Source organism: Priestia sp. VA7 (assembly GCF_055710015.1).
Genome location: NZ_JBVQPN010000005.1, coordinates 54,278 through 79,220, shown reverse-complemented (window position 1 = coordinate 79,220; position 24,943 = coordinate 54,278). Strand labels below are relative to the sequence as shown.

The following is a 24,943-nucleotide window of genomic DNA, read 5'->3' as shown; positions in this document are numbered from 1 at the left end:
CTTTGTAGAAGGAGCGATTCGCATGCATTCGTTAGAAACAAAATCGCTAACATTATCATATGGAGAAGCGATGATTATAGATGAGCTTGACGTTACCATCCCAAAGGGTGAGATTACGGTTTTTATCGGCAGTAATGGATGCGGAAAATCTACGCTGCTGCGTTCACTAGCAAGATTATTAAAGCCACATGCCGGCTCTATTTTGCTAGAAGGCTCTAAAATTTCCTCTCTTCCTACCAAGGAAATTGCAAAGCAGCTAGCAATTCTTCCGCAAGGTCCTGTTGCACCTGAAGGGCTGACAGTGCTTCAGCTTGTTAAACAAGGGCGCTATCCGTATCAAAATTGGTTCCGTCAGTGGTCTCAAGAAGATGAAGAAAAAGTACAAAATGCACTCGAAGCAACAGGGTTAGCAGACTTGGCTGATCGTCAAGTTGATTCGCTTTCTGGAGGACAGCGTCAGCGCGCATGGATTGCTATGACATTAGCACAAGATACGGATATTATTTTACTTGATGAACCGACAACGTATTTAGATATGACGCATCAAATTGAGATCTTGGACTTGTTGTTTGAACTGAATGAAAAAGAAAATCGTACCATCGTAATGGTGCTGCATGATTTAAACTTAGCCTGCCGCTATGCTCATCATATTGTGGCGCTTCAAGATAAAAAAATCTATGCACAGGGAAGACCAGAAGAAGTCATTAACTGCGATTTAGTACAGCGAGTCTTTAATATGAACTGTGAAGTGACGGTGGATCCGTTATTTGGAACGCCTCTTTGTATTCCTCATGGGCGCGGACGATGTATTGTGAATAAGCTGCGCGTTGAAACGCAGCATGCTCAATAAGAAAGAGCAAAGCGAGTTAGCAGAAAAATTCCGCTGTACGTTTAAAGATAACTCGCTGTATAGGTTGTCTCCCTCCAGCTGCATGGACGAAAGCACGCTGAGGATTCAGCTGCTATGGATTCAACAGACGATGGAGGCTGATAACTTGAGAGCAGCTGCCTCTATGTTAGCGAAGCGGTATAGCTTTGTTGTGGTGGCGGCTTTGTATTCATTTATTGTGTTTCAAAAAAAGATAAACGCATCGACTAAAAATGTTTCGTTGCATACAGAAGACGCTGAAACGATCTGGCTCCCAAAAGTGTTCATCTCAGAAATTGAGACGAAAGAAGTAACAGAGGACAATCGGAAAATTCTTCTTGATGAACTTCTTGATGAATTGTTTGCTCATCACATTGAGCGGATATGGTCATCACTGCGTAAAGTGACAAAAATTTCAAAGCTGACGCTGTGGGAAAACGTAGCTGTTTATATCCACTGGCTTTATGATTTGCTTTTAGCAAATGAAGAAATAGAAAATGTACAAGTACAAAAGAATTTACGATATGTGTTGGAAGAAGCTGAGGGTCATCACTTTGGTTCATACCATCATAATCCGTTTGCTAGGTACAGTTCACCTCTTCAAGTAGAGAAGCAAATGCAGGAGATAAGGGTTCGGCAAACGTGCTGTTTATCTTACCAAACAGGAGCTAAGAAGACTTATTGTCAAACTTGTCCGGTTATTTGTAAACCAAAGAAAGGAGTGATTGTGCATGAGTAAAACCTTTCAAGAGCAATTCGACGGTTTAATTGAAAAGTATACGGAACTAATGGTTGGTCAAAGTGACGAACAGCTGCAGGAAAAAGTAAAAATGTGGGCACTTTACAACCATATCTCAAAATCCATGCCTCCTTTAACAAAGCATTGGAATCAATTATATCCGGAAGCAAAAGCGGAAATGGTGGAGATTGTAAAGGAAATCAAAGAGCTGAATGAAGCGCATCGAGCGTCACAGCGAAAACCAGAATAAAAACATTCATCACGAAGCTGATGGATGTTTTTTTATCCAAAAGCTCTCGGTCGCTTTTTGATTTTGTATGCATAGGTTAATAAAGGGTGCCTATCTATCTAGTTTGGAAAATGGTAAAATTAATGATAATTAAATAAATTTTGTGAGGCGTATGACAAGTGAAAGCGGGGGGTTGCTTTGGAACAAACGATAAGAAACTTTTTTTTATTGTTATCAAAAAGCAAAAAGTTAACAAAGCTGGCTAAACGCTATGGCTTACGTTTTGGAGCAGCACGTTTTGTTGCAGGGGAAACCATCGATGAAGCTGTTAGTGTGATAAAAAAGCTAAATGAACAGGGATTAAAAGTAACGATTGATTATCTTGGCGAGTTTGTGGAAAGTGAAGCTGAAGTTGATCATGCCGCAGCTCAATGCATAAAGGCCATTCACCTTATACACAAAGAAAGGTTAGATTCAGAAATTTCTTTGAAATTAACGTCTATGGGACTGGATATTTCAGAGGATTTGGCACTTCATCATATGCGGCGTATTCTTGAAGAAGCGGAAAAATATAGCGTATTTGTGACGATTGATATGGAGGACTATAAGCGATGCAGCAAGACGATTAAGCTATTTAAACAATTAAAAAATGAGTATGAACACGTAGGGACGGTGCTTCAAGCATACTTATATCGAACAGAAAGTGACATCCGTGAATTAGATGCTTATGCTCCTAAATTAAGGTTAGTGAAAGGGGCGTACAAAGAAGCAGCAGACGTGGCGTTTCCTGATAAAGAAGACGTAGACGAAAACTTCAAAAACATAATTGGGCTCCACTTATTAAACGGTCACTACACAGCAGTTGCTACTCACGATGAACGAATCATTCAGTATGCAAAAGAGTTTGTTAAAAAGCATGGAATTTCAATGAATCAGTTTGAATTTCAGATGCTATACGGCATTCGGTCAGAAAGGCAAGTTCAGCTCGTAGCAGAACAATATAAAATGAGAGTGTACGTTCCTTATGGAACGGACTGGTATGGGTACTTTATGAGGCGCCTTGCAGAAAGACCTGCAAATGTCGCATTTGTCTTAAAAGGAATTGTAAAAAAATAATAATGAAATGGTCGTGATGACAAAGTAAGAAATAATCAAAAATCGAACATGATTCGATTACTCATGTTCGATTTTGAGGTTAATGTCCTTGAGTGTTATGCTTTGTGTACTGTTGGTTTTGAGATGTCTTTTTGCCGCGTCCGTGCGGTTCATTGACCGGTCCAGCATTTCCTTTAACGCTTGCTGCGCTTACGCCTGCTGACGATGGATCCTTCTTTAATTTGCTCACAAAATCACCTCCTGTGTATTAAGATAACCAAACACCTCAAAAATAGTTAGAGATAATATTGTGAATATATTGCGAAAATTTAAAAAATGTTTTATAGTAAAAACAGAGATTAACAGTGACTCTCTTTTTTTACGCATAAAATGAATGATCATTCATTCAATATATTAAAGGGGATGTGGGGATAATTATGAACATAAAAAAAGCCGCCGTTTTAGGTTCAGGAGTTATGGGCTCTGGAATTGCAGCTCATTTAGCAAATGTAGGAATTCCAACGCTTTTGCTAGACGTGGTTCCAACTTCATTAACAGCAGACGAGGAAAAAAAACAGCTAACGCTTGAAGATAGGCAAGTGAGAAATCGGTTGAGTACAACTGCTCTAGCTAAATTAACGAAGCAAAAACCGGCACCTTTAACGTCGAAGTCATCACTATCGTTAATTACGCCAGGAAATCTTGAAGATCATTTACAGCAGTTAAGCGAGTGTGATTGGATTATTGAAGTAGTAGTGGAACGTCTTGATATTAAACAGCAGCTGTTTGAAAGAATTGACAGTGTACGAAAAAAAGGCAGTATCGTAAGTTCAAATACTTCAGGAATATCGATCCACGAAATGGCTAAAGGACGCTCAGAAGATTTTAAAGCGCATTTTTTAGGAACGCACTTTTTTAATCCACCACGTTATTTAAAGTTATTAGAAATCATTCCAACTCATGACACAAAATCAGAAATTGTTGAATATATGAAAACGTTTGGTGAAGATGTATTAGGTAAAGGAGTAGTTATTGCAAAAGATACGCCTAACTTTATCGCCAACCGTATCGGTACGTACGGTTTACTTGTGACTGTTCAAGAAATGTTAAAAGGCAATTACAGCGTGGGAGAGGTTGACTCTGTGACGGGTCCCTTAATTGGAAGACCAAAAAGTGCAACGTTTCGAACGTTAGACGTAGTGGGACTAGACACATTTATTCATGTGGCCAACAATGTGTTTGACAAAGTGGAAGGCAAAGAAAAAGAAGTATTCGATGTGCCTTTATTTATGAAACAAATGCAGGAAAATGGCTGGCTAGGAAGCAAGTCAGGGCAAGGCTTCTTTTTAAAGAAAGGAAAGGAAATTCTAGAACTTGATCCTAGTACACTTCAATACGTCGAGAGAAAGAAGTTAAAAACAGCTTCTACGGAATTAAGCAAGCAGGCAAAAGGGCTGCAAAACAAAATGAAAGCGCTTATATACTCCGGTGATCGTGCTGGTCAGCTTCTTTGGAACATCATCAGTCCCGTTCTTGTGTATGCAGCTCAGTTAAAAGATGAAATTGCCGACGATATCGTGGCCATTGATCAGGCTATGAAGTGGGGGTTTGGCTGGAAACTGGGTCCGTTTGAGACGTGGGATGCAATTGGTTTAGAAAAATCAATGGAGAAGATGGAGCAGGAGGGCTTAGCAATTCCGCAGTGGGTAAAACAAATGCAGGAAAACGGATTTACAAGCTTTTATAAAGAAATGGAAGGTCAAACGCTTTACTACGAAGATGAGGAGTATAAAGCGGTAAAAGAAAATAAAAAGGTGATTCACCTGTCGTCTTTACGCTCTCAAAATAATGTCATTTTAGAAAACAGCGGAGCGAGTTTAATTGATTTAGGAGATGATGTGGCGTGCCTGCAGTTCACTTCTCCTAACAATGCAATTGGGCTAGATATTATCAGCTTATTAAATCAGTCTCTTGAAGAAGTGAATAAGAACTATAAAGGGCTGGTCATAGGAAATCAAGGAAAAAATTTCTGCGTTGGCGCTAACTTAGCTATGATTTTAATGGAAGCACAAGATGACAATTATTTTGAAATTGAATTCGTTATTAAACAATTTCAACAGGCAATGATGAAGGTGAAATACAATGAGAAGCCGGTTGTTGCAGCTCCGTTTGCAATGGCTCTTGGAGGCGGAGCAGAAATTTGCTTGCCGTCAGCTAAAATTCAAGCTTCTGCTGAAACTTACATGGGCCTTGTAGAAGTAGGAGTCGGACTCATTCCTGGTGGAGGAGGTAACAAGGAGCTTTATATCAAACAGTTAAGTGGTTTACCTAACGGTGTAACGCTCGATCTTCAGCAGATTGCGAATAAAACATTTGAAACAATTGCTACTGCAAAAGTATCCACTTCTGCTGCAGAAGCTAAACAGCTAAATTTCTTAAATCGCCATGATGGCATCAGCGTAAACGGAGATCACCTGCTGAATGACGCGAAGAACTCAGTCCTTGCTTTACATGACACGGGCTATAAACCGCCTGTAAGAACTAAGATCCCTGTCGTTGGAGAAACAGGGTATGCAACGTTGCTGCTAGGAGCTCAATCCATGAAGTATTCAGGATATATATCAGAACATGATTATAAAATTGCTAGTAAGTTAGCATTTGTGTTAGCCGGAGGACGTGTAGCGTTTGGTTCGGAAGTTGATGAAGAGTATTTGCTGGACTTAGAGAGAGAAGCATTTTTAAGCCTTGTTGGAGAAGCGAAGTCTCAAGAACGTATGCAGCACATGTTAGTTAAAGGAAAACCACTGCGCAATTAAGGGGGAGAAAAAATGAGAGAAGCAGTTATTGTAGCAGGTGCTAGGACACCGGTTGGAAAAGCCAAAAAAGGTTCACTGGCAAGTGTTAGACCTGATGATTTGGGAGCCATTGCGGTTAAAGAAACTCTTCGCCGAGCAGGCGGATACGAAGGACCAATTGATGATTTAATTATTGGTTGTGCGATGCCTGAAGCGGAACAAGGTTTGAATATGGCTCGAAATATTGGCGCTCTTGCGGGTTTGCCTTATACGGTGCCAGCAATAACGATTAATCGTTATTGTTCATCAGGTTTGCAAAGTATTGCCTATGGTGCAGAACGAATTATGCTAGGGCAAGCCAAAGCAGTGTTAGCTGGAGGAGCAGAATCAATGAGTTTTGTTCCGATGTTTGGAAATGTAGCGCGTCCGAATGTTCAGCTGGTTGAAAATGCGCCGGAGTATTATATGGGCATGGGACATACAGCAGAACAAGTGGCGATGAAATATGGAATTTCACGTGAAGACCAGGATGCGTTTGCTGTACGCAGCCATCAAAAAGCAGCAAAAGCACTTCAAGAAGGGAAGTTTAACGACGAAATTGTTCCGGTGGAAGTGACGCTTCGAAAAGTGGATGAAAACAATAAGCTCCGTGAACAAAAGCTGATGTTCTCTCAAGATGAAGGAGTTCGTCCTGGCACAACTGCGGATGTATTAGGGAAACTTCGTCCAGCTTTTTCGGTTAAAGGATCGGTAACAGCTGGAAACTCTTCGCAGACAAGTGACGGAGCTGCATCCGTTTTTCTAATGGATAAAGAACAAGCTGAAGCAGAAGGGTTAAAGCCTTTGCTTAAGTTTCGCTCATTTGCAGTTGGAGGAGTTCCGCCTGAAGTAATGGGGATTGGCCCGGTAGCTGCCATCCCTAAAGCTCTTAAACTAGCAGGGCTGGAACTTTCTGATATCGGGTTGTTTGAATTGAATGAAGCATTTGCTTCTCAAGCACTCGGCGTTATTCGTGAATTAAATATTAATGAAGATAAAGTAAATGTAAACGGAGGCGCTATTGCCTTAGGTCATCCATTAGGCTGTACCGGAGCTAAGCTGACTCTTAGCTTAATGCACGAAATGCAGCGTCGGAATGAGCAGTTTGGAATTGTCACCATGTGTATTGGCGGAGGAATGGGAGCTGCTGGTGTATTTGAGTTGTTAGCATAATCATTTCAAAGGGGGATATAAACATGTCAAATAAAACAAAACAAATGATTAAAGGTGGAAGCTTTTTAATTGAAGAAGGCGATGCAAGCCGCGTCTACACGCCGGAGGATTATACATCTGAACAAAAGATGATTGCCAAGACGACAGATGAATTTGTAGAAAATGAAGTCCTTCCACAAGTGGAATATTTAGAAAAGCATGAGTTTGAACGCTCTGTAAAGTTATTAAAACAAGCTGGTGAATTAGGTTTACTTGGTGCAGATGTACCGGAAGAATACGGTGGCCTCGGTTTAGATAAGATTACCTCAGCTTTAATTGCTGAAAAAATGTCTCGAGCAGGCGGATTTTCCATCACTCATGGTGCTCACGTAGGAATTGGGTCATTGCCAATCGTCTTATTTGGAACAGAAGAGCAAAAGCAAGCATATTTACCTGCTTTAGCAGTTGGGGAAAAAATAGCAGCATATGCGTTAACAGAACCTGGTTCTGGTTCCGATGCCCTGGGTGCTCGAACAACAGCTCGCCTTAACGCAGAAGGTACACACTATGTGTTAAATGGAGAAAAGCAGTGGATTACGAATGCCGGATTTGCTGATGTGTTCGTGGTGTATGCGAAAATCGACGGCGATAAATTTTCTGCTTTTATCGTGGAGCGCGAATTCCCAGGCGTTTCGGTTGGACCGGAAGAGAAGAAAATGGGAATCAAAAGTTCATCAACAAGAACGTTGATTCTTGAAGATGCGCTTGTTCCAAAAGAAAACGTGTTGGGTGAAATTGGAAAAGGACATGTGATTGCGTTTAACATTTTAAATATTGGGCGCTATAAGCTTGGAGTTGGAGCAGTTGGAGCAGGAAAACGTGCATTAGAAATTACGTCTCAATATGTTAACCAGCGTCAGCAGTTTAAAACGCCAATTGCTAAATTTTCATTAACCCAAGAAAAGTTAGCAACAATGGCTTCTAAGTTGTACGCAACTGAAAGCTCCGTCTATCGTACGGTAGGACTTTTCGAAGACCATATGGGCCAGCTTTCAGAAGAACAGCAAAAAGACGGAAAACAAATTGCCGCTTCCATTGCTGAATATGCTATTGAATGCTCATTAAACAAAGTGTTTGCCACGGAATCTCTTGACTACATCGTAGATGAAGGGGTGCAGCTTCACGGAGGCTATGGTTTTATGAGTGAGTATGAAATCGAGCGCTTGTATCGCGATTCCCGCATTAACCGTATTTTTGAAGGAACAAATGAGATTAACCGTCTTTTAGTACCAGGCACATATTTACGCAAAGCGCTAAAAGGAGAGCTTCCGCTGCTTCAAAAAGCACAAACGCTTCAAGAAGAATTGATGATGCTTATGCCGCAGGAAGTAGGAAATGAGCCGTTAGATCAAGAAAAAATGCTTGTGCAAAACGGGAAGAAAATTGCGCTCTTGCTTTTGGGATTAGCTGCACAAAAGTATGGCAAAGAATTAGAGAAAGAACAAGAAATTCTCGTTAATATTTCCGATATGATCAGTAACGTATATGCAATGGAATCTACTGTTTTGCGTACTGAAAAAGCGATTTCCAAAATAGGAGCAGGTCAGAATAGCTTAAAATTAAAGTATACCCAAGTATTTTGCCAAGAAGCATTTAATCGAATCGAAGCAGATGCAAAAGAAACGTTAATTGGCGTTGAACAAGGTGATACGCTTAGAGTCATGCTTTCGTCTCTTCGCAAGTTAACGCGCTATACACCAATCAATGTGATTAGCGTAAAGCGTGAGATTGCGAAAACGCTTCTAGAAGTAGAGAAGTTCACGGTTTAAGAAAAAAGGAGCTCGTTTTGCGAGCTCCTTTTTGTTTAAGAAGCCTCTATCTAGGTAAATGATAAAGGATGTGTTAAAATACGAAAAAAGCTTAAAATAAAGGGTGGTCGACGAAATGTCATTATTTTTTTATTCATATCCAAAGTGTGGGACGTGCCGAAAAGCAAAGAAGTGGCTGGATGATAACGGAGTAGCGTATGAAGAAATTCATATTGTAGAAAACCCGCCAACAAAAGAGCAGCTGCAGTCTTATTATCAGAACAGCGGCTTAGAATTAAAAAAATTCTTTAATACAAGCGGTAAAAAATATCGCGAATTAGGGCTTAAAGATAAAGTAAGCAGTGCGAGTGAAGATGAACTTCTGTCTATTCTTGCGTCAGATGGCATGTTAATTAAGCGTCCGCTGCTAACAGATGGACAAAAAGTAACGCTTGGTTTCAAAGAAGAGCAGTTTGAAGACGTGTGGAAGTGAGTTTTCAAATAGAAAATTTTTACCTTTTACGTTACACTGTTAATAGGAAGTTATTTTAGGTTGTAGAAAGTGTTCTCCACGTTGAAGGCGCTTTTTATATAAACAAATTACGATACATATTTTGGAGGGATTAAGATGAGTACACCAAAAGATTTGCGTTATTCTGAAGAGCATGAATGGGTAAAAACAGAAGGAGACGTTGTCCGCGTAGGTATTACACATTTCGCTCAAGCTGAGCTTGGAGACATCGTATTCGTTGAACTGCCAGAAGTAGGAGCAACAGTAGAAGCTGACGAGCCGTTTGGCAGCGTTGAATCAGTAAAAACAGTTTCTGAGCTCTATGCACCAATTAGCGGTGAAGTTGTAGCAGTAAACGACAACTTAAGCGATAGCCCTGAACTTGTTAATGATTCTCCATACGAAGAAGCATGGATGATTACAATCAAACCATCTGATTCTTCTCAAGTAGACAAGCTAATGACAGCAGAGCAATACGAAGAAATGACAAACGAAGGATAATATTCCTCCATAAATTGTCTTTATGAAAAATTTTTGACTGGACACTCTATTAGTAAACAAGCTAAAGGAGTGTCTTTTTATGTTTGAAAAACAAAAAATGGACGTTACAGATCGCGTTACAGCTAAATTTCATGACGGCGGTATGAAATTATATGTTGATAAGCAGCCAATTGGTGAAGTTAGTTACGGAACAAGCGGCAATGAATACCGCTTTGAAGAAGGATATTCGCAAGAAAATAATAAGTTCTACCAATATACGGACGTACAAAAACAAGGTGAAACGCAAAAATATACAGACTGCGACGAAGAAGCAGGATGGTGCTAAACAGTGGCAACTGCCGCTGTTTTTCTTGTTTTATGGAAACAATATGGCTTAAGCTGCCTTTTAAAACAGTTCTTTCTTGCAAATTTCTTTTAAAAAACAGGTGAACTGTGATACATTAACGAATATTGTATAGCATAAAGAAATGATGTTACTATACAACTGACGATTATGGGTGATGAAAATGGGGCTAATTGAAATTGAAAAAGTAATTATTGTTGAAGGAAAATCAGATAAAAAACGTATCCAAGATATCATTCGAGAACCAATTGAAATTATTTGTACAAACGGTACGATTAGTTTATCAAAGCTGGATGAAATTATTGACTTTACGTTTAACAAAGAGGTATACATACTCGTTGACTCTGATGATTCAGGGAATAAGCTAAGAAAACAATTTAAACGAGAGCTTCCGGAAGCAGAGCATCTATATATTGATAAAATGTACCGAGAGGTTGCTGCCGCCCCTAGAAATCACATAGCAACAGTATTACTGAGTGCCAATATCGATGTTAATGCAGAATTTTTAACATAAAAGGAATGAGCAACATGCAAGAATGGAGCGAAAAACAGCTTGACGATCAGTTAAAAGAAGGACAAAGAGCGTTTATCTTTTTCCATACACCTTTTTGCGGGACATGTCAGCTGGCAAAAAAAATGTTAACCGTAGCAGAAGCGATGCTGCCCGGTGTGACCATCGGAATGAGCAATTTAAATTATATGCCCTCAAAAGCAGAAGTATTTTCAATTGAAAGTGTACCTTGTTTGATTGAAGTGAAAAATGGCGAAATGGTAAAAAAACTCTATGCGTTTCATTCCATCGAGCACGTACTTGAAGAGCTTCGATAATCAAACGTTTGTTTAAAATGAAGAAATTGAAAGAGAGCAAACCATTGGGATTGTTGAAATCTTGGGATATTATCCCAAGAACAAAATCTGTTGACAGCCTATCTGACACATGCTAAAATCACACTCATGAATGTTCATAAATGAATGAATATTTCCCAAAAACAAAATAATTGTTGCGAACTCTTATCAAGAGAGGTGGAGGGACTGAGCCCTGTGAAACCCGGCAACCGTCAGACTAACTGAAATGGTGCCAATTCCTGCAAAGCTATGCGCTTTGAAAGATGAGAGAAAGGATTAAATATCGAGCCTTTCTGTCATGCGCAGAGAGGCTTTTTTAATGGGGAAAATTGTTTTACGGCTTTTTTATCCTATAGGACAACCTAACATAATTAAGTTTTTATTAAAGAAGGTGAAGAAATATGATTACATTAACAGACGTTACAAAAATTTATCAGGCTAAAAGCGGTCAAGTAACAGCTGTTGATAATGTGAATCTAACCGTTAACCAAGGTGAAATTTACGGAATTATTGGTTATAGCGGAGCGGGGAAAAGTTCTTTGATTCGCTTGCTAAACGGATTAGAAACACCAACGACAGGAACGGTCGAGGTAGCAGGTAATGATATTGGAAAAATTAAAGGCGGAAAACTCAGAAAAGCGAGACAAGAAATTAGTATGGTATTTCAACACTTTAATATCTTATGGTCGCGTACGGTGAGAGAAAATATTGCTTTTCCGTTAGAAATAGCAGGGATTTCAAAAGAAAAAAGAATGAAACGAGTAGACGAACTCATTAAGCTAGTTGGACTTGAAGGTCGTGAAAATGCTTATCCATCGCAGCTTAGCGGTGGACAAAAGCAGCGTGTTGGTATTGCTCGAGCGCTAGCGAATAATCCAAAAGTATTGCTTTGTGATGAAGCAACATCAGCGCTTGATCCTCAAACGACAGATTCTATTTTAGATCTGTTAGTAGATATTAATGAGAAGCTAGGGTTAACCATTGTATTAATTACTCATGAAATGCACGTCATTCGTAAAATTTGTCATCGAGTAGCCGTTATGGAAAATGGGGCAGTAGTAGAAGAAGGACAAGTGCTAGAAGTATTCAGAAAACCTAAGCAGCCGATTACAAAACGATTTGTTCAACAGATTTCTGAACCAGAGGAAACGTTTGAAACGATTGAACAAGTGAAAGAGCTGTATCCAAGCGGGCAAATTATTCAGCTGACGTTTGTTGGCGGAAAAGCAGAGCAACCGCTCATTACAACGATTTTAAAACAGTTTGATGTAACGATTAATATTTTACAAGGAAAGATTTCTCATACGCAAACAGGTTCATACGGAACGTTGTTCGTTCATTTAGACGGAGAATTAACAGAAGTTGAAAAAGTCATTGCATACATTCATGAGCAGCAGGTAGAAGTGGAGGTAATGACAAATGCTTGAGAAACTATTTCCAAACGTTATTTTAGATGATTTTATTCAAGCGACAAATGAAACACTATATATGACGGCTATTTCAGTTGTAGCCACATTTGTTCTAGGTATTTTATTGGGCTTGCTTTTATTTTTAACGTCCAAAGGACAGCTTTGGCAAAACAAACCTTTATATGCCATTGTGTCAGCGGTTGTAAATATCTTTCGTTCCATTCCATTCATTATTTTAATTGTTTTACTGATTCCATTTACTAAAGCATTGGTAGGAAGTATTTTAGGTGCTAATGCAGCGTTACCTGCTTTAATTGTTGGAGCAGCACCATTTTATGCGCGTCTTGTAGAAATTGGTTTGCGCGAAATTGATAAAGGCGTGATTGAAGCTGCTAAATCAATGGGAGCAACAACAAGCACCATTATTTTTAAAGTGCTTTTACCTGAATCGCTGCCAGCTTTAATTTCCGGTTTGACGGTAACAACGATTGCATTAGTCGGCTATACGGCAATGGCGGGTGTGATTGGAGCCGGAGGTCTTGGAAACCTTGCATATTTAGAAGGGTTCCAGCGCAGTCATAATGACGTAACGCTAGCCGCTACAATCTTAATTTTGATTATTGTATTTATTATCCAACTTATTGGAGATGCGATTACTGCAAAAATTGATAAAAGATAAAGGGAGGATTATTTATTATGAAAAAATGGCTTTCGGCTTTAGCATTAACATCTGCACTAGTAGTAGGATTAGCTGCGTGTGGATCTAACAATGGATCAAAAGATGAAAAAAAAATTGTCGTGGGTGCATCTAATACGCCTCATGCTGAAATTTTAGAACAAGCAAAACCGATTTTAGAAAAACAAGGAATTGACTTAGAAATTAAAAAATTCCAAGATTACATCTTACCGAACACAGCTCTTGCAAACAATGAAATTGATGCAAACTACTTCCAGCATGTTCCTTATATGAATTCAGTATTAAAAGATCACAAGGGTGAAAAAGGGTATGATTTCGTAAGTGCCGGTGCCATTCATATTGAACCAATTGGTATCTACTCTAAAAAATACAAAAGCTTAAAAGATCTTCCGAAAAACGGTACAGTTATTATGCGTGATGCGGTAGCAGAGCAAGGACGTATATTATCGATTTTTGAAAAAGCTGGCGTGATCAAATTAAAGCCAGGCGTAAAGAAAATAGATGCACAAATTAAAGATATTGTAGAAAACCCTAAAAATTTAAAATTTAAAGCCGATGTTGAAGGCGGATTGTTACCTCAAATGTACAAAAACAATGAAGGTGACGCTGTTGTTATCAATGCTAACTATGCTATCGATGCTGGTTTAGATCCAGTAAAAGATCCAATCGCAGTTGAAAGCAAGGAAAATAACCCTTATGCAAACATTATTACGGTTCACAAAGGCGACGAAAATAAAGATACGGTGAAAGCTTTAGTAAAAGTTCTTCACTCTGAAGAAATTCAAGACTACATTAAAGAAAAATACAAAGGCGGAGTACTGCCGGTAAATAAATAATAGAAGAAAAGCGCTTGCCCACTCTGAGCAAGTGCTTTTTTTGTATGCGGGAAAACGAATAACTCTTATTTTTCTCACGCATACTAACCGTGAAAACTTTACTGATGATGGGAGCTGACGTTATGCAGCAAGAAGCACGTCATTCAACTGAGCAAGCACTTCATGATTATAAAATGGGTGTTGGGAAATTTAGCGAAAAATTGCCGGAAGTAACAAAAACGTTTAATGCGTTTACTGAAGCATGTTTTGGAGAAGGTTCTCTTTCTAAAAAAGAAAAGCAGTTAATCGCGTTAGGAATCAGCGTAGTAGCTCAAGACGAGTACTGTATGATTTATCATACAAAAGGCTGCATTGATCAAGGTGCAACTGAACAAGAAATTTTAGAAGCATGCGGAGTGTCAGCAGCATTTGGCGGAGGCGCAGCGATGAGTCAGTCCGTTACGCTTGTCCAAGAGTGTATTTCAGAACTGACTAGCCACACGCACTAAGTAAATAAAGAGGGTAAAAAAGCTTGTCTTAGAAGGCTCTATGGAGTCTTTTAAGGCAACTTTTTTATGAGTGGATTTAGTCTTGAAAAATGTACATAATGGTTTAAAACCTTTTGGGTCAAAAGGTTGCTATAAGTTTTCATTTGTTATAAGATTGTAATGAGAATAAAATGAGAATAATTAAAAAGATATAGGTATATCGTTTTTTACTATATACGTCTATAACTGGAGGTTTTAATATGGCAGGGTCAACTTTAACAATTAAAGATCTTCATGTTGCAATTGAAGGTAAAGAAATTTTAAAAGGTGTTAATTTAGAAGTTAAGGGCGGCGAAATCCATGCAATCATGGGACCAAACGGTACTGGTAAATCAACATTATCTTCAGCAATCATGGGACATCCTAAATACGAGGTTACACAAGGAAGCATCACGCTAGACGGCGAAGATGTACTTGAGATGGAAGTAGATGAGCGCGCTCGTGCAGGTCTATTCCTAGCGATGCAATATCCAAGTGAAATCAGCGGTGTAACAAATGCAGACTTCCTACGTTCAGCAATTAATGCTCGTCGTGAAGAAGGCGAAGAAATTTCACTAATGAAATTCATCCGTCAATTAGACAAAAACATGGATTTCTTAGAAATGGATCAAGACATGGCACAGCGTTACCTAAATGAAGGTTTCTCTGGCGGTGAGAAGAAGCGTAACGAAATTCTTCAATTAATGATGCTTCAACCAGGAATTGCAATTTTAGATGAAATCGACTCTGGTTTAGATATCGATGCGTTAAAAGTTGTATCAAAAGGTATTAATGAACTGCGCGGCAGCGAATTCGGTTGCTTAATGATTACTCACTATCAACGTTTATTAAACTACATTACACCAGATAAAGTTCACGTTATGATGCAAGGTCGCGTTGTAAAATCAGGCGGACCAGAATTAGCACAGCGTCTAGAGGCAGAAGGTTATGACTGGATCAAACAAGAATTAGGTATTGAAGACGAAACTGTAGAGCAAGAAGCTTAAGAGTTAGGAGGATCTCTATGACTATTGATACGAAATTACCATTTGATCAAGAGTACATCAGCAGCTTTTCAAAAGAAGCTAATGAACCAAGTTGGCTGCTAGATCTTCGCTTACAAGCTCTTGCGAAAGCAGAAGATCTTGCACTTCCAAAGCCAGATAAAACAAACATTTCGAAATGGAATTTTACTGCTTTTGACAAGCACACTTCACAGGCAAGCACAATCTCATCTGTAGACGAGCTTCCAGAAGTGGTTAAAGCATTGATTGATACAGAAGCTGTTAAAAATCTATATGTTCAGCGTGACCAAACAGCTGCATACTCAACGTTAACAGAAGAGCTAAAGTCTCAGGGTGTTATCTTCACAGATATTCAAACAGCTGCTAAAGAGCATAGCGAACTTGTTGAGAAGTACTTCATGAAAGACGGAGTTAAAGTAGATGAGCACCGTTTAACTGCATTAAACGCAGCGTTATTAAACGGCGGGGTATTTGTATACGTTCCTAAAAATGTAGAAATACAAGAGCCGCTTCAAGCTGTATTTGTCCGCGAAGATGAAGAAGCAGCTTTATTCAACCATGTGATTGTTGTAGCTGAAGACAACAGCTCAGTAACATATGTAGAAAACTACATTGCGACTGCTGAAGAGTCAAACGGTGTTGTCAATATCGTGACGGAAGTATTCGCTAACAGCAATGCAAAAGTAACGTTTGGAGCTGTTGACTACTTAGCTAAAGGCACAACTACTTATGTGAACCGCCGCGGCGTAGCGGGCAAAGATGGTCGCATTGAGTGGGCTTTAGGCTTAATGAGTGAAGGAAATACAGTTTCAGAAAATACAACGTATCTAATGGGCGACGGTTCATATGGAGATACAAAAACGGTAACAGTTGGACGTGGAGAGCAGTCTCAAAACTTAACAACAAGTATCGTACATTTTGGAAAACATTCTGAAGGCTACATTTTAAAACACGGCGTTATGAAAGAAAGCGCGTCTTCAATCTTTAACGGTATCGGTAAAATTGAACACGGTGCATCTAAATCAAACGCTGAGCAGGAATCTCGTGTGTTAATGTTAAGTGAAAAAGCGCGTGGAGACGCAAACCCAATTCTTCTAATTGATGAAGACGATGTAACAGCAGGACACGCTGCATCTGTTGGACGCGTAGATCCAATTCAGCTTTACTACTTAATGAGCCGCGGTATTCCACAAACAGAAGCAGAACGTCTAGTTATTCACGGGTTCTTAGCACCAGTTGTAAACGAGTTGCCAATCGAAACGGTTAAAAAACAATTAACGGATTTAATTGAAAGGAAAGTTCGATAATGAATATCTCTGATATTCGTAAAGAATTTCCTATTTTAGACCAAGAGGTAAATGGCAGCCCACTCGTTTATTTAGACAGTGCAGCAACTTCACAAAAGCCGCTTGCTGTAATTGAAGCGATTGAGAAGTATTACAAAGAATATAACTCAAACGTACACCGAGGTGTTCACACGCTTGGTACAAGAGCAACAGACGGATACGAAGGCGCTCGTGAAAAGGTTCGTAAGTTTATTAATGCAAAATCAACGGAAGAGATTATCTTTACGCGCGGTACAACGACAGCTCTTAATACAGTAGCTGCAAGCTATGGCCGTGCGAATCTTAAACCTGGTGATGAAATTGTGATTACTTATATGGAACATCACAGCAACATCATTCCTTGGCAGCAAGTTGCCAAGGAAACAGGTGCAACGTTAAAATATATTTCATTAACAGAAGATCATGCACTTTCACTAGAAGAGGTAAAAAGCACGATTACATCCAACACCAAAATTGTATCGATTATGCAAGTATCTAACGTATTGGGCACGATTAACCCAGTAAAAGAGATTGCAGAAATTGCACATGCTAACGGTGCAGTAATGGTTGTGGATGGTGCACAAAGTACACCTCACATGAAGGTGGATGTACAAGATTTAGACTGTGATTTCTTTGCTTTCTCTGGACATAAAATGGGCGGACCGACTGGAATCGGCGCTCTTTATGGAAAGAAAGAGCTTCTTGAAAAAATGGAACCAATCGAGTTTGGCGGCGAAATGATTGACTTCGTAAACCTATACGAATCAACGTGGAAAGAGCTTCCTTGGAAATTTGAAGGAGGTACGCCAATCATTGCAGGTGCAATTGGTTTAGGTGCAGCGATTGATTTCTTAGAAGAAGTTGGTTTAGATAATATTCAAGCACATGAGCACAAGTTAGCGCAATATGCACTGGATCGCTTATCGCAAGTAGATGGAATTACGATTTACGGACCGAAAGAGCGAGCAGGTGTTGTGACGTTTAATATTGAAGATGTGCATCCGCACGACGTTGCGACAGTAGTAGACGCTGATGGAATTGCGATTCGTGCAGGTCATCACTGTGCGCAGCCGCTGATGAAATATTTAAACGTATCTTCTACTGCACGTGCAAGCTTCTATCTGTATAACACGGAAGAAGAAGTAGATAAATTGGTGTCATCATTAATAAAAACGAAGGAGTATTTTACAAATGGCTTTTAATAATTTAGATACTCTCTATCGTCAAGTAATTATGGACCATTATAAAAACCCGCGTAATCGTGGAACGTTGAATGAAGATACTGTGAACATTCATATGAATAACCCGACGTGCGGAGACCGCATTGAACTTTCCTTAAAAGTAGAGGACGGCAAAGTGGTGGATGCAAAGTTCGAAGGTGAAGGATGTTCAATTTCAATGTCATCAGCTTCAATGATGACACAAGCAATTAAAGGTCAAGAAGTAGACAAAGCGTTTAAAATGGCCCATATCTTCTCTGACATGATGCAAGGTAAAGAGTATGATGATAGTATAGATTTAGGAGATATTGAAGCACTTCAAGGTGTAGCAAAATTTCCTGCGCGTATTAAATGTGCAACACTAGCGTGGAAAGCGATGGAAAAAGGTCTTAACGAACAAAAATAAGACCTTCATTCATTCCCAATCCTATCAAGTAGGGGGTAATAAAAGATGGCTAAAAAAATGCCAGAAATCGGCGATTATAAATATGGATTTTCCGATAAAGACGTATCAATTTTCCGCTCTAAACGCGGTTTAACAAAAGAAATCGTAGAAGAAATTTCTCGTATGAAAGAGGAACCACAATGGATGCTTGACTTCCGTTTGAAATCTCTAGAGCACTTCTACAACATGCCAATGCCACAGTGGGGCGGAGACATGGCAAGCTTAGACTTTGATGAAATTACGTACTACGTAAAACCATCTGAGAAGTCTGAACGCTCTTGGGATGAAGTTCCTGAAGAAATTAAACAAACGTTTGATAAACTTGGTATTCCTGAAGCAGAGCAAAAGTATCTTGCGGGTGTATCAGCTCAGTACGAATCTGAAGTTGTTTATCACAATATGAAAGAAGATCTTGAAGCGCAAGGTATCGTATTTAAAGATACGGATACGGCGCTAAAAGAAAACGAAGATATTTTCCGTGAGCATTTTGGAAAAGTTATCCCGCCAACGGATAACAAATTCTCTGCTCTTAACTCAGCGGTTTGGTCTGGTGGATCATTCATTTACGTACCGAAAGGCATAAAAGTAGACACGCCATTACAAGCTTATTTCCGTATTAACTCTGAAAATATGGGACAGTTTGAGCGTACGTTAATTATTGCTGATGAAGGCTCACACGTTCACTATGTAGAGGGCTGTACAGCACCTGTTTATACAACAAACTCTCTTCACAGTGCCGTTGTAGAGATCATCATCAAAAAAGATGCGTATTGCCGCTATACAACAATTCAAAACTGGGCGAACAACGTATACAACCTTGTAACAAAACGCGCGGTTTGTGAAGCAAACGCCACAATGGAATGGATTGATGGAAACATCGGTTCTAAGTTAACAATGAAATATCCAGCTGTTATCTTAAAAGGTGAAGGTGCACGTGGTATGACATTATCTATTGCCCTTGCTGGTAAAGGACAGCACCAAGATGCTGGTGCAAAAATGATTCACTTAGCACCGAACACATCTTCAACGATCGTATCAAAATCAATTTCAAAACAAGGCGGTAAAGTAACATACCGCGGTATCGTACACTTCGGCCGTAAAGCAGAAGGTGCACGTGCGAACATTGAGTGTGATACGCTGATTATGGATAATCAATCAACTTCTGATACAATTCCGTACAATGAGATTTTAAATGACAACATCTCACTTGAGCATGAAGCGAAGGTATCGAAAGTATCTGAAGAACAATTATTCTATCTAATGAGCCGCGGTATTTCTGAAGAAGAAGCAACAGAAATGATTGTAATGGGCTTTATTGAGCCATTTACAAAAGAGCTTCCAATGGAATATGCAGTAGAAATGAACCGTCTAATCAAATTTGAAATGGAAGGTTCAATCGGTTAATAATAGATCAAAACTCGTTTGCTGTTTATGCAAACGAGTTTTTTTGTATCGTTTGTATTAAAATAAAGAAAAGCGAAGCTAAGAACATAGAGGAGGAGTGGCATGATTTATATTGGAGTTACAGGCTGGGGAGATCATGATTCATTATATGAAGCGGGGGTTTCATCAAGAGACAAGCTTGCCGTATATGCAGGCCATTTTCCAATTGTTGAAGTCGATTCATCTTTTTATGCAATTCAACCAACATCAAATGTAGAAAAATGGGTGAACGATACACCGGAATCTTTTCGTTTTGTAGTAAAAGCCTATCAAGGTATGACAGGGCATATGAGAGAAGGAAATCCGTTTGATAGCAAAGAAGAAATGTTTCATGCGTTTTTAGAATCAGTGAAGCCTTACGTAACATCGAATAAACTTGGTATGATTTTATTTCAAATGCCGCCCTGGTTTGACTGTACAAAAGAAAATGTAGCCTATTTGAGATATAGCCGCGAGAAGTTTGGCGATTTGCCAGTAGCGCTTGAGTTTCGAAATCAATCTTGGTTTAAGCCATTTTTCTACGATAAAACGCTGACGTTTATGGAACAAGAGAAGTGGATTCACGGTATTTGTGATGAACCGCAGGCAGGAGAAGGCTCTATTCCTATTGTGATTCATGCTACAGATAAACAGAAAACACTTATCCGTTTTCACGGACGAAACGTACACGGTTGGAATAAGCCCGCAGAAGGCAATTGGCGAGCAGTAAGGTTTTTGTATCGTTACAATGAAAAAGAGCTCCTAGAGTGGAAAGAACGGCTTGAAAAGCTGCAAAAACAAACGAAGGACATTTACCTGTTATTTAATAATAACTCGGGCGGAGATGCTGTACATAATGCCAAACAGCTCATGAGTTTATTAAATATTGAATATGAGAATTTAGCTCCTAAACAATTAGATTTTTTTAATGAATTTTAGCACTGAGTCCTATAAAAGTTTATATAAATAAGGAAGAAGGAATATAAACGTCAAATAGGTAGAAAAGTATATGTAAAACCTCACTTTTTTCTTTCAAAATCATAAATTGATTAAGAAAGGAGTGAGTTACTATGATTACCTTAGCGCCTATCGTAATTGAAGGTCATACGTTTAATGCAGTTACCGTATTATTGCCAAAAACAACTCTGTTAACAATCTCATCAGATAAAGGTTACATTATGTGCGGAGCACTAGACGTAGGTCTATTAAATGATAAATTAGCTGATCGTCAAATAATAGCTGGAAGAGCTGTAGGTGTACGTACAATTGAGCAGCTTCTTGAAGCGCCTCTTGAATCTGTAACGCTTGAAGCTGAAAAAAAAGGGATTTTTAAAGGAACAATTGGCAAAGATGCTTTATTGAAAATGCTTTAATATAGTCGAGAATTTAAGATAAAACTTTTTAAAAGAAGCGTGAACCTCCTTATACATGCATACATATAGCTTGTAAGGAGGGATTTTTTTTGGTTAAACTTCGTCGGAAATTAACAAGAAAAGGCCCGCTTCCTTTTCGTTACGTTCTGTTGCTCACCTTTCTTTTTTTTATGCTTTCTACAGGGGTAGGATTATGGCTAATTAATAGAGGGATTGAACCGACGTTAATGAAATATGCTGAAGCACAAACAAAAGAGATTGCAACTTTAGTTATTAATAAAGCGGTGAATAAACAGGTACTTGATCAATTGGACGTAGATGTTATTAAAGTGGAATCTACACCTAACGGTCAAGTAGCTAAAATTGACACAGCGCTTGTAAATCGGGTTAGAGCTCAAACTACGTCATTTGTTCAGGCTAACTTAAAAGAAGCAGAGAAAGGGAATTTAGATGCACTTGAACTTCCAACAGATATTCGTATTGAAAAAAGTGAAAAGTTGCGGAATCAAGGAATTGTATACCAAGTTCCGCTTGGGCAAGCGACTAATAATGCGCTGCTTGGAAATCTAGGTCCGCTGATTCCGGTTAAATTTCATGCTATTGGTGACGTTCAAACAGACGTAGTGCGAAAAATCGAGGAGTATGGAATAAATAATGCGTTTCTTGAAGTATCTATCAAAGTAAAAGTAAACATGCAAATTATTATCCCATTTGCAACTAAAAAAACAACCGTTACGGCTACAATCCCGGTCGGAGGCACCGTTATTCCTGGAAACGTTCCTGACTATTTTAACGGTGGAAACTCGTCTTCTCCGGCGATTGAACTTCCGAAGAAAAATTAACAATATTATATTAACGTGATAAAGTATTACTAAAAAAGCAGGTGCGGAAGTTCAAAAAGACTTTCATACTTGCTTTTATTCCTTGGGTAATTTTTCTGAATTTTCTATAAAAAATATTTTGACATACTATCTTCTCCCTTCTATAATTTGAGATAGGAAGTTATAGAAAGAATAATCTAAAAATTATAAAAATTCTCGCTGATCTACGATAAAAAGAGAGTAGGGAGAGAACAAGAGGGGGAATTACAGTGGAAAATAGGCCGCAGTGGGGATCAAGAGCAGGGTTTATTTTAGCAGCAGCAGGTTCAGCAATTGGACTAGGTAATATATGGAGGTTTCCAGCTACTGCGTATGAAAACGGAGGAGGAGCATTTTTTCTTCCCTATTTATTTGCTTTGTTGACGGCGGGAATTCCTATTTTAATCATGGAGTTTGCTATAGGTCATAAATATAAAGGTTCTTCTCCTTTATCCTTAGCGAGACTAAGTCCAAAGGCTGAGTGGCTAGGCTGGTGGCAAGTAGCTATTTCCTTTTTTATTTCAATTTACTATTCCGTTATTATCGCGTGGGCGATGTCGTATTTTATCTTTTCATTTAAGTTAAGCTGGGGAAAGGATACGGAAGCGTTTTTATATGGAGATTACTTAAAATTAGCTGAAGCACCAGGACAAACAGGAAGCATTGTATTACATGTTTTAATCCCGCTTGTACTTGTATGGATTGTCACGTTGGGTGTGTTATTAAAGGGAATCAAAAAAGGAATTGAAGCGGCAAACAAAATCTTTTTACCAACACTAATTGTTCTATTTTTAATCATTGTCATTCGAGCAGTAACATTGGACGGAGCAATGGAAGGTCTGCACGCTTTCTTTAAACCAAACTGGAGCGCAATTGGAGATGGAAAGGTTTGGATTGCAGCATATGGTCAAATTTTCTTTAGTTTATCTGTTGGTTTTGCTATTATGATCACTTATTCCAGTTACCTTCCTAAAAAATCTGATTTAACTAATAATGCGTTTATTACTGGATTCGGTAATTCCGCTTTTGAATTACTAGCGGGAATCGGTGTGTTTAGCGCACTAGGTTTTATGGCTACTCAGCAAGGTATCCCAATCGATAAGGTGGTTCAGGGAGGAGTAGGACTAGCCTTTGTTGTTTTTCCGCAAATTATTAATGAATTTCCGGCCTTTAAACAGCTGTTTGGAATGTTATTTTTTGCTTCCTTAACATTAGCAGGATTAACGTCACTTATTTCAATCATTGAAACCTTTGTAGCGGGCATTCAAGATAAATTTACTATCTCACGTACAAAATCTGTATTAATAGGCGGAGGAATCGCTTCAATTTGTTCGCTGTTATTTGCAACACAAGGCGGACTTTATTTCTTAGATGTGGTCGACTATTTCATTAATAACTTTGGAGTTGCTTTAGCAGGCTTAGTAGAAGTTGTATTAGTTGCTTGGGTATTTAAAAAGTTGAGCAGCCTTCAGCAGCATGCAAACGAAGTTTCTGATATCCGAATCGGTTCATGGTGGAAAATATGTTTAGGAGTGGTTACACCACTTGTACTTGGGTATATGATGTTTGATAACTTCCGAAAAAATATTTCGGAAAATTACGAGCAGTATGCAACAACTTTTGTAGGTCCTTTTGGTTGGGGCGTGGCAGCTCTGGCAGTTATTTTAGGAATTGCTTTTTCTTTTGCACGATGGAAAGATGGGACGATTCGTTTGTCAGTTAAAGAGAAGGAGGTTTCTAAATAATGGATGGAAGTTCAATAACAATGATGGTTGTAGGGATGGTCATCATATGGGGCGGATTGGCCGCGAGTATTGCTCATGCTGTGAAAAAAGCAAAGGAAAGCAAAACATCAGGATAAAAAACAGGAAGCATCAGCTTCCTGTTTTTTTATTTTTTCTTTAGTTCTAAACGATCATTTCGTTCCCACGTTCTTAACTGAGGATATGGGTCAAACGACCACTCATTTTTACCGTTATCTTTATACATTCCATAATGTAAGTGAGGAGGGAATTTCCCAGAAGTTCCAGGAGGTCCATAACCGGAACTTCCTACTCCGCCAATGAGTGTTCCTGGTTCTACAATTTGTCCTACTTTTAAATTTTTTGCAAATCCGCTTAAATGAGCTAAATAGTGATAGTTATTATGAAGGTCACGAATACCGATTCGCCAGCCTCCATATTTATTCCATCCTTTAAGCTCAATAATGCCATAGCAAGGGGATTTTACTGGAACTCCGTAATCTGCAAAAATGTCTGTTCCTTCATGAATTCGTTTGCCACCCCAGCCGCGCGCATCTCCCCATGTACTGCGATAACTGTAGTTCGCACGCAGAGGCACCGGAAATGAAGAACCTTTTAAATCAATGCGTCCATAATGGCGAAAAATTTTGGCATTCCCTAAAATAATATCAACTGCTTTAGCCCGGTGATAATAGTTCCAAAGGGCAATTTTAATATAGTCTTCGGACACCCCGAACGTCCGAATATAATCTGCCATTGTAAAAAGCATATCTTCATCATTAAATTGGTCTGCTTTTTTATCTCCATTCCCATCTTTGCCCATTCCCCCGAGCAGAGAAATAGTAAGTGGGTTTGTATCTTCCAAATTTGGATTTAGAGAACCTGACCATTTTTCTGGAGGATAATAAATGGCGATCGCGCCTTTTTCTCTTGGAATATCTTTATGAGAGCGTCGAATATTTCGTTCATACTGGTCAATCCCAGCAAAATAATACCAAGGAATCGTAGTAGCGGCTTCCATTTGTTTATACAGCTCTAATCTCTTTTGAATAAGTATTTTTTCTTGATCTGCTGAAGATTCAGCTGTTACGTGGTGCCATCCTGTGAATATAGACATGAACATAAAAAGTAAGATAATCGTTTTGCGCATCGTGTTT

Annotated in this window: 28 protein-coding genes and 1 riboswitch; of the genes, 26 read left to right on the top strand and 2 right to left on the bottom strand. The window is 39.0% G+C overall.

Annotation, left to right across the window (positions count from 1 at the left end; all coding sequences use genetic code 11):
* Positions 1–22 precede the first annotated feature (22 nt).
* The 4 genes from AC0C45_RS22510 (at position 23) to AC0C45_RS22495 (ending at position 2,952) form a co-directional block, all read left to right on the top strand.
* Positions 23–850, top strand: a complete 828-nt coding sequence (locus AC0C45_RS22510; protein ID WP_013059664.1) for an ABC transporter ATP-binding protein — start codon at positions 23–25, stop codon at positions 848–850.
* Positions 840–1,607: an IucA/IucC family C-terminal-domain containing protein gene (locus tag AC0C45_RS22505; protein WP_047931113.1), complete on the top strand. Its 768-nt coding sequence runs from the start codon at positions 840–842 to the stop codon at positions 1,605–1,607. Before AC0C45_RS22510 ends, AC0C45_RS22505 begins: the two co-directional genes overlap by 11 nt.
* Complete coding sequence (locus AC0C45_RS22500; RefSeq protein ID WP_013059662.1) at positions 1,600–1,857, top strand: YusU family protein; 258 nt, start codon at positions 1,600–1,602, stop codon at positions 1,855–1,857. Before AC0C45_RS22505 ends, AC0C45_RS22500 begins: the two co-directional genes overlap by 8 nt.
* A gap of 177 nt (positions 1,858–2,034) precedes the next feature.
* Entirely contained in the window at positions 2,035–2,952 is a 918-nt protein-coding gene (locus AC0C45_RS22495) for a proline dehydrogenase family protein (RefSeq protein ID WP_016765834.1), read from the top strand.
* 79 nt (positions 2,953–3,031) lie between these two features.
* On the opposite strand, the gene AC0C45_RS22490 is transcribed toward AC0C45_RS22495, so the two are convergent.
* On the bottom strand, positions 3,032–3,181 hold the full coding sequence (locus AC0C45_RS22490) for a YuzL family protein (protein ID WP_013059660.1): 150 nt from the start codon (positions 3,179–3,181) through the stop codon (positions 3,032–3,034).
* A 184-nt stretch (positions 3,182–3,365) separates the two neighbouring features.
* Here AC0C45_RS22490 and AC0C45_RS22485 point away from each other — a divergent pair, with 184 nt between their 5' ends.
* From AC0C45_RS22485 to AC0C45_RS22380, 22 genes are all read left to right on the top strand, one after another.
* Positions 3,366–5,747: a 3-hydroxyacyl-CoA dehydrogenase/enoyl-CoA hydratase family protein gene (locus AC0C45_RS22485; protein ID WP_171777804.1), complete on the top strand. Its 2,382-nt coding sequence runs from the start codon at positions 3,366–3,368 to the stop codon at positions 5,745–5,747.
* 12 nt (positions 5,748–5,759) lie between these two features.
* Positions 5,760–6,938 (top strand): acetyl-CoA C-acetyltransferase, encoded by a 1,179-nt coding sequence (locus tag AC0C45_RS22480; protein WP_013085348.1) that lies wholly within the window; start codon positions 5,760–5,762, stop codon positions 6,936–6,938.
* 23 nt (positions 6,939–6,961) lie between these two features.
* Positions 6,962–8,746 (top strand): acyl-CoA dehydrogenase family protein, encoded by a 1,785-nt coding sequence (locus tag AC0C45_RS22475; protein WP_237893091.1) that lies wholly within the window; start codon positions 6,962–6,964, stop codon positions 8,744–8,746.
* 115 nt (positions 8,747–8,861) lie between these two features.
* Positions 8,862–9,218 carry an arsenate reductase family protein gene (locus tag AC0C45_RS22470; RefSeq protein ID WP_013059656.1) on the top strand — a complete coding sequence of 119 codons (357 nt, stop codon included), beginning with the start codon at positions 8,862–8,864 and terminating at the stop codon, positions 9,216–9,218.
* Between the two features lie 135 nt (positions 9,219–9,353).
* Positions 9,354–9,737, top strand: a complete 384-nt coding sequence (gcvH, locus tag AC0C45_RS22465) for a glycine cleavage system protein GcvH (protein WP_034648479.1) — start codon at positions 9,354–9,356, stop codon at positions 9,735–9,737.
* Between the two features lie 79 nt (positions 9,738–9,816).
* Positions 9,817–10,062 carry a YusG family protein gene (locus AC0C45_RS22460; protein WP_013059654.1) on the top strand — a complete coding sequence of 82 codons (246 nt, stop codon included), beginning with the start codon at positions 9,817–9,819 and terminating at the stop codon, positions 10,060–10,062.
* 181 nt (positions 10,063–10,243) lie between these two features.
* Positions 10,244–10,594, top strand: a complete 351-nt coding sequence (locus AC0C45_RS22455; RefSeq protein WP_034648482.1) for a toprim domain-containing protein — start codon at positions 10,244–10,246, stop codon at positions 10,592–10,594.
* Between the two features lie 14 nt (positions 10,595–10,608).
* Positions 10,609–10,908, top strand: a complete 300-nt coding sequence (locus AC0C45_RS22450; RefSeq protein WP_013059652.1) for a thioredoxin family protein — start codon at positions 10,609–10,611, stop codon at positions 10,906–10,908.
* Positions 10,909–11,088: 180 nt separating this feature from the next.
* Positions 11,089–11,196, top strand: a riboswitch (SAM riboswitch).
* Between the two features lie 131 nt (positions 11,197–11,327).
* Complete coding sequence (locus AC0C45_RS22445) at positions 11,328–12,353, top strand: methionine ABC transporter ATP-binding protein (protein ID WP_016765830.1); 1,026 nt, start codon at positions 11,328–11,330, stop codon at positions 12,351–12,353.
* Positions 12,346–13,014, top strand: a complete 669-nt coding sequence (locus AC0C45_RS22440) for a methionine ABC transporter permease (RefSeq protein WP_016765829.1) — start codon at positions 12,346–12,348, stop codon at positions 13,012–13,014. The genes AC0C45_RS22445 and AC0C45_RS22440 overlap by 8 nt, the downstream gene beginning before the upstream one ends.
* A gap of 17 nt (positions 13,015–13,031) precedes the next feature.
* Positions 13,032–13,868 (top strand): MetQ/NlpA family ABC transporter substrate-binding protein, encoded by an 837-nt coding sequence (locus AC0C45_RS22435; RefSeq protein ID WP_047931109.1) that lies wholly within the window; start codon positions 13,032–13,034, stop codon positions 13,866–13,868.
* 122 nt (positions 13,869–13,990) lie between these two features.
* Positions 13,991–14,356, top strand: coding sequence for a carboxymuconolactone decarboxylase family protein (locus AC0C45_RS22430; protein WP_013059648.1), 366 nt, complete (start codon positions 13,991–13,993; stop codon positions 14,354–14,356).
* A gap of 239 nt (positions 14,357–14,595) precedes the next feature.
* On the top strand, positions 14,596–15,381 hold the full coding sequence (sufC, locus tag AC0C45_RS22425) for a Fe-S cluster assembly ATPase SufC (protein ID WP_013059647.1): 786 nt from the start codon (positions 14,596–14,598) through the stop codon (positions 15,379–15,381).
* 17 nt (positions 15,382–15,398) lie between these two features.
* Positions 15,399–16,706 (top strand): Fe-S cluster assembly protein SufD, encoded by a 1,308-nt coding sequence (gene sufD, locus AC0C45_RS22420; protein ID WP_047931107.1) that lies wholly within the window; start codon positions 15,399–15,401, stop codon positions 16,704–16,706.
* The gene (locus tag AC0C45_RS22415) at positions 16,706–17,926 is read left to right on the top strand and encodes a cysteine desulfurase (protein WP_047931106.1); all 1,221 of its coding nucleotides are present in this window, start codon (positions 16,706–16,708) and stop codon (positions 17,924–17,926) included. The genes sufD and AC0C45_RS22415 overlap by 1 nt, the downstream gene beginning before the upstream one ends.
* Positions 17,916–18,350 (top strand): Fe-S cluster assembly sulfur transfer protein SufU, encoded by a 435-nt coding sequence (gene sufU, locus AC0C45_RS22410; protein WP_013085338.1) that lies wholly within the window; start codon positions 17,916–17,918, stop codon positions 18,348–18,350. The genes AC0C45_RS22415 and sufU overlap by 11 nt, the downstream gene beginning before the upstream one ends.
* A gap of 45 nt (positions 18,351–18,395) precedes the next feature.
* The gene (sufB, locus tag AC0C45_RS22405) at positions 18,396–19,793 is read left to right on the top strand and encodes a Fe-S cluster assembly protein SufB (protein ID WP_016765826.1); all 1,398 of its coding nucleotides are present in this window, start codon (positions 18,396–18,398) and stop codon (positions 19,791–19,793) included.
* Between the two features lie 102 nt (positions 19,794–19,895).
* On the top strand, positions 19,896–20,750 hold the full coding sequence (locus AC0C45_RS22400) for a DUF72 domain-containing protein (RefSeq protein ID WP_013059642.1): 855 nt from the start codon (positions 19,896–19,898) through the stop codon (positions 20,748–20,750).
* A 131-nt stretch (positions 20,751–20,881) separates the two neighbouring features.
* Positions 20,882–21,184, top strand: a complete 303-nt coding sequence (locus AC0C45_RS22395) for a YunC family protein (protein ID WP_047931105.1) — start codon at positions 20,882–20,884, stop codon at positions 21,182–21,184.
* 89 nt (positions 21,185–21,273) lie between these two features.
* The gene (yunB, locus tag AC0C45_RS22390) at positions 21,274–22,026 is read left to right on the top strand and encodes a sporulation protein YunB (RefSeq protein WP_013085335.1); all 753 of its coding nucleotides are present in this window, start codon (positions 21,274–21,276) and stop codon (positions 22,024–22,026) included.
* A gap of 248 nt (positions 22,027–22,274) precedes the next feature.
* Entirely contained in the window at positions 22,275–23,789 is a 1,515-nt protein-coding gene (locus tag AC0C45_RS22385; protein ID WP_047931103.1) for a sodium-dependent transporter, read from the top strand.
* Positions 23,789–23,905, top strand: coding sequence for a methionine/alanine import family NSS transporter small subunit (locus AC0C45_RS22380; RefSeq protein WP_080967536.1), 117 nt, complete (start codon positions 23,789–23,791; stop codon positions 23,903–23,905). Before AC0C45_RS22385 ends, AC0C45_RS22380 begins: the two co-directional genes overlap by 1 nt.
* A 29-nt stretch (positions 23,906–23,934) precedes the next feature.
* On the opposite strand, the gene AC0C45_RS22375 is transcribed toward AC0C45_RS22380, so the two are convergent.
* Positions 23,935–24,936, bottom strand: a complete 1,002-nt coding sequence (locus tag AC0C45_RS22375) for a M23 family metallopeptidase (protein ID WP_016765822.1) — start codon at positions 24,934–24,936, stop codon at positions 23,935–23,937.
* Positions 24,937–24,943: the final 7 nt, after the last annotated feature.

Excerpts from the sequence above, each read along its gene's own strand:
- gcvH (WP_034648479.1), top strand. The coding sequence starts at position 9,354 with ATGAGTACACCAAAAGATTTGCGTTATTCTGAAGAGCATGAATGGGTA.
- AC0C45_RS22470 (WP_013059656.1), top strand. The coding sequence starts at position 8,862 with ATGTCATTATTTTTTTATTCATATCCAAAGTGTGGGACGTGCCGAAAA.
- AC0C45_RS22435 (WP_047931109.1), top strand. The coding sequence starts at position 13,032 with ATGAAAAAATGGCTTTCGGCTTTAGCATTAACATCTGCACTAGTAGTA.
- AC0C45_RS22500 (WP_013059662.1), top strand. The coding sequence starts at position 1,600 with ATGAGTAAAACCTTTCAAGAGCAATTCGACGGTTTAATTGAAAAGTAT.
- AC0C45_RS22415 (WP_047931106.1), top strand. The coding sequence starts at position 16,706 with ATGAATATCTCTGATATTCGTAAAGAATTTCCTATTTTAGACCAAGAG.
- AC0C45_RS22395 (WP_047931105.1), top strand. The coding sequence starts at position 20,882 with ATGATTACCTTAGCGCCTATCGTAATTGAAGGTCATACGTTTAATGCA.
- sufD (WP_047931107.1), top strand. The coding sequence starts at position 15,399 with ATGACTATTGATACGAAATTACCATTTGATCAAGAGTACATCAGCAGC.
- AC0C45_RS22460 (WP_013059654.1), top strand. The coding sequence starts at position 9,817 with ATGTTTGAAAAACAAAAAATGGACGTTACAGATCGCGTTACAGCTAAA.
- AC0C45_RS22440 (WP_016765829.1), top strand. The coding sequence starts at position 12,346 with ATGCTTGAGAAACTATTTCCAAACGTTATTTTAGATGATTTTATTCAA.
- AC0C45_RS22430 (WP_013059648.1), top strand. The coding sequence starts at position 13,991 with ATGCAGCAAGAAGCACGTCATTCAACTGAGCAAGCACTTCATGATTAT.
- AC0C45_RS22480 (WP_013085348.1), top strand. The coding sequence starts at position 5,760 with ATGAGAGAAGCAGTTATTGTAGCAGGTGCTAGGACACCGGTTGGAAAA.
- AC0C45_RS22450 (WP_013059652.1), top strand. The coding sequence starts at position 10,609 with ATGCAAGAATGGAGCGAAAAACAGCTTGACGATCAGTTAAAAGAAGGA.
- sufU (WP_013085338.1), top strand. The coding sequence starts at position 17,916 with ATGGCTTTTAATAATTTAGATACTCTCTATCGTCAAGTAATTATGGAC.
- AC0C45_RS22505 (WP_047931113.1), top strand. The coding sequence starts at position 840 with ATGCTCAATAAGAAAGAGCAAAGCGAGTTAGCAGAAAAATTCCGCTGT.
- sufC (WP_013059647.1), top strand. The coding sequence starts at position 14,596 with ATGGCAGGGTCAACTTTAACAATTAAAGATCTTCATGTTGCAATTGAA.
- AC0C45_RS22375 (WP_016765822.1), bottom strand. The coding sequence starts at position 24,936 with ATGCGCAAAACGATTATCTTACTTTTTATGTTCATGTCTATATTCACA.
- AC0C45_RS22510 (WP_013059664.1), top strand. The coding sequence starts at position 23 with ATGCATTCGTTAGAAACAAAATCGCTAACATTATCATATGGAGAAGCG.
- AC0C45_RS22400 (WP_013059642.1), top strand. The coding sequence starts at position 19,896 with ATGATTTATATTGGAGTTACAGGCTGGGGAGATCATGATTCATTATAT.
- sufB (WP_016765826.1), top strand. The coding sequence starts at position 18,396 with ATGGCTAAAAAAATGCCAGAAATCGGCGATTATAAATATGGATTTTCC.
- AC0C45_RS22445 (WP_016765830.1), top strand. The coding sequence starts at position 11,328 with ATGATTACATTAACAGACGTTACAAAAATTTATCAGGCTAAAAGCGGT.
- AC0C45_RS22475 (WP_237893091.1), top strand. The coding sequence starts at position 6,962 with ATGTCAAATAAAACAAAACAAATGATTAAAGGTGGAAGCTTTTTAATT.
- AC0C45_RS22455 (WP_034648482.1), top strand. The coding sequence starts at position 10,244 with ATGGGGCTAATTGAAATTGAAAAAGTAATTATTGTTGAAGGAAAATCA.
- AC0C45_RS22380 (WP_080967536.1), top strand. The coding sequence starts at position 23,789 with ATGGATGGAAGTTCAATAACAATGATGGTTGTAGGGATGGTCATCATA.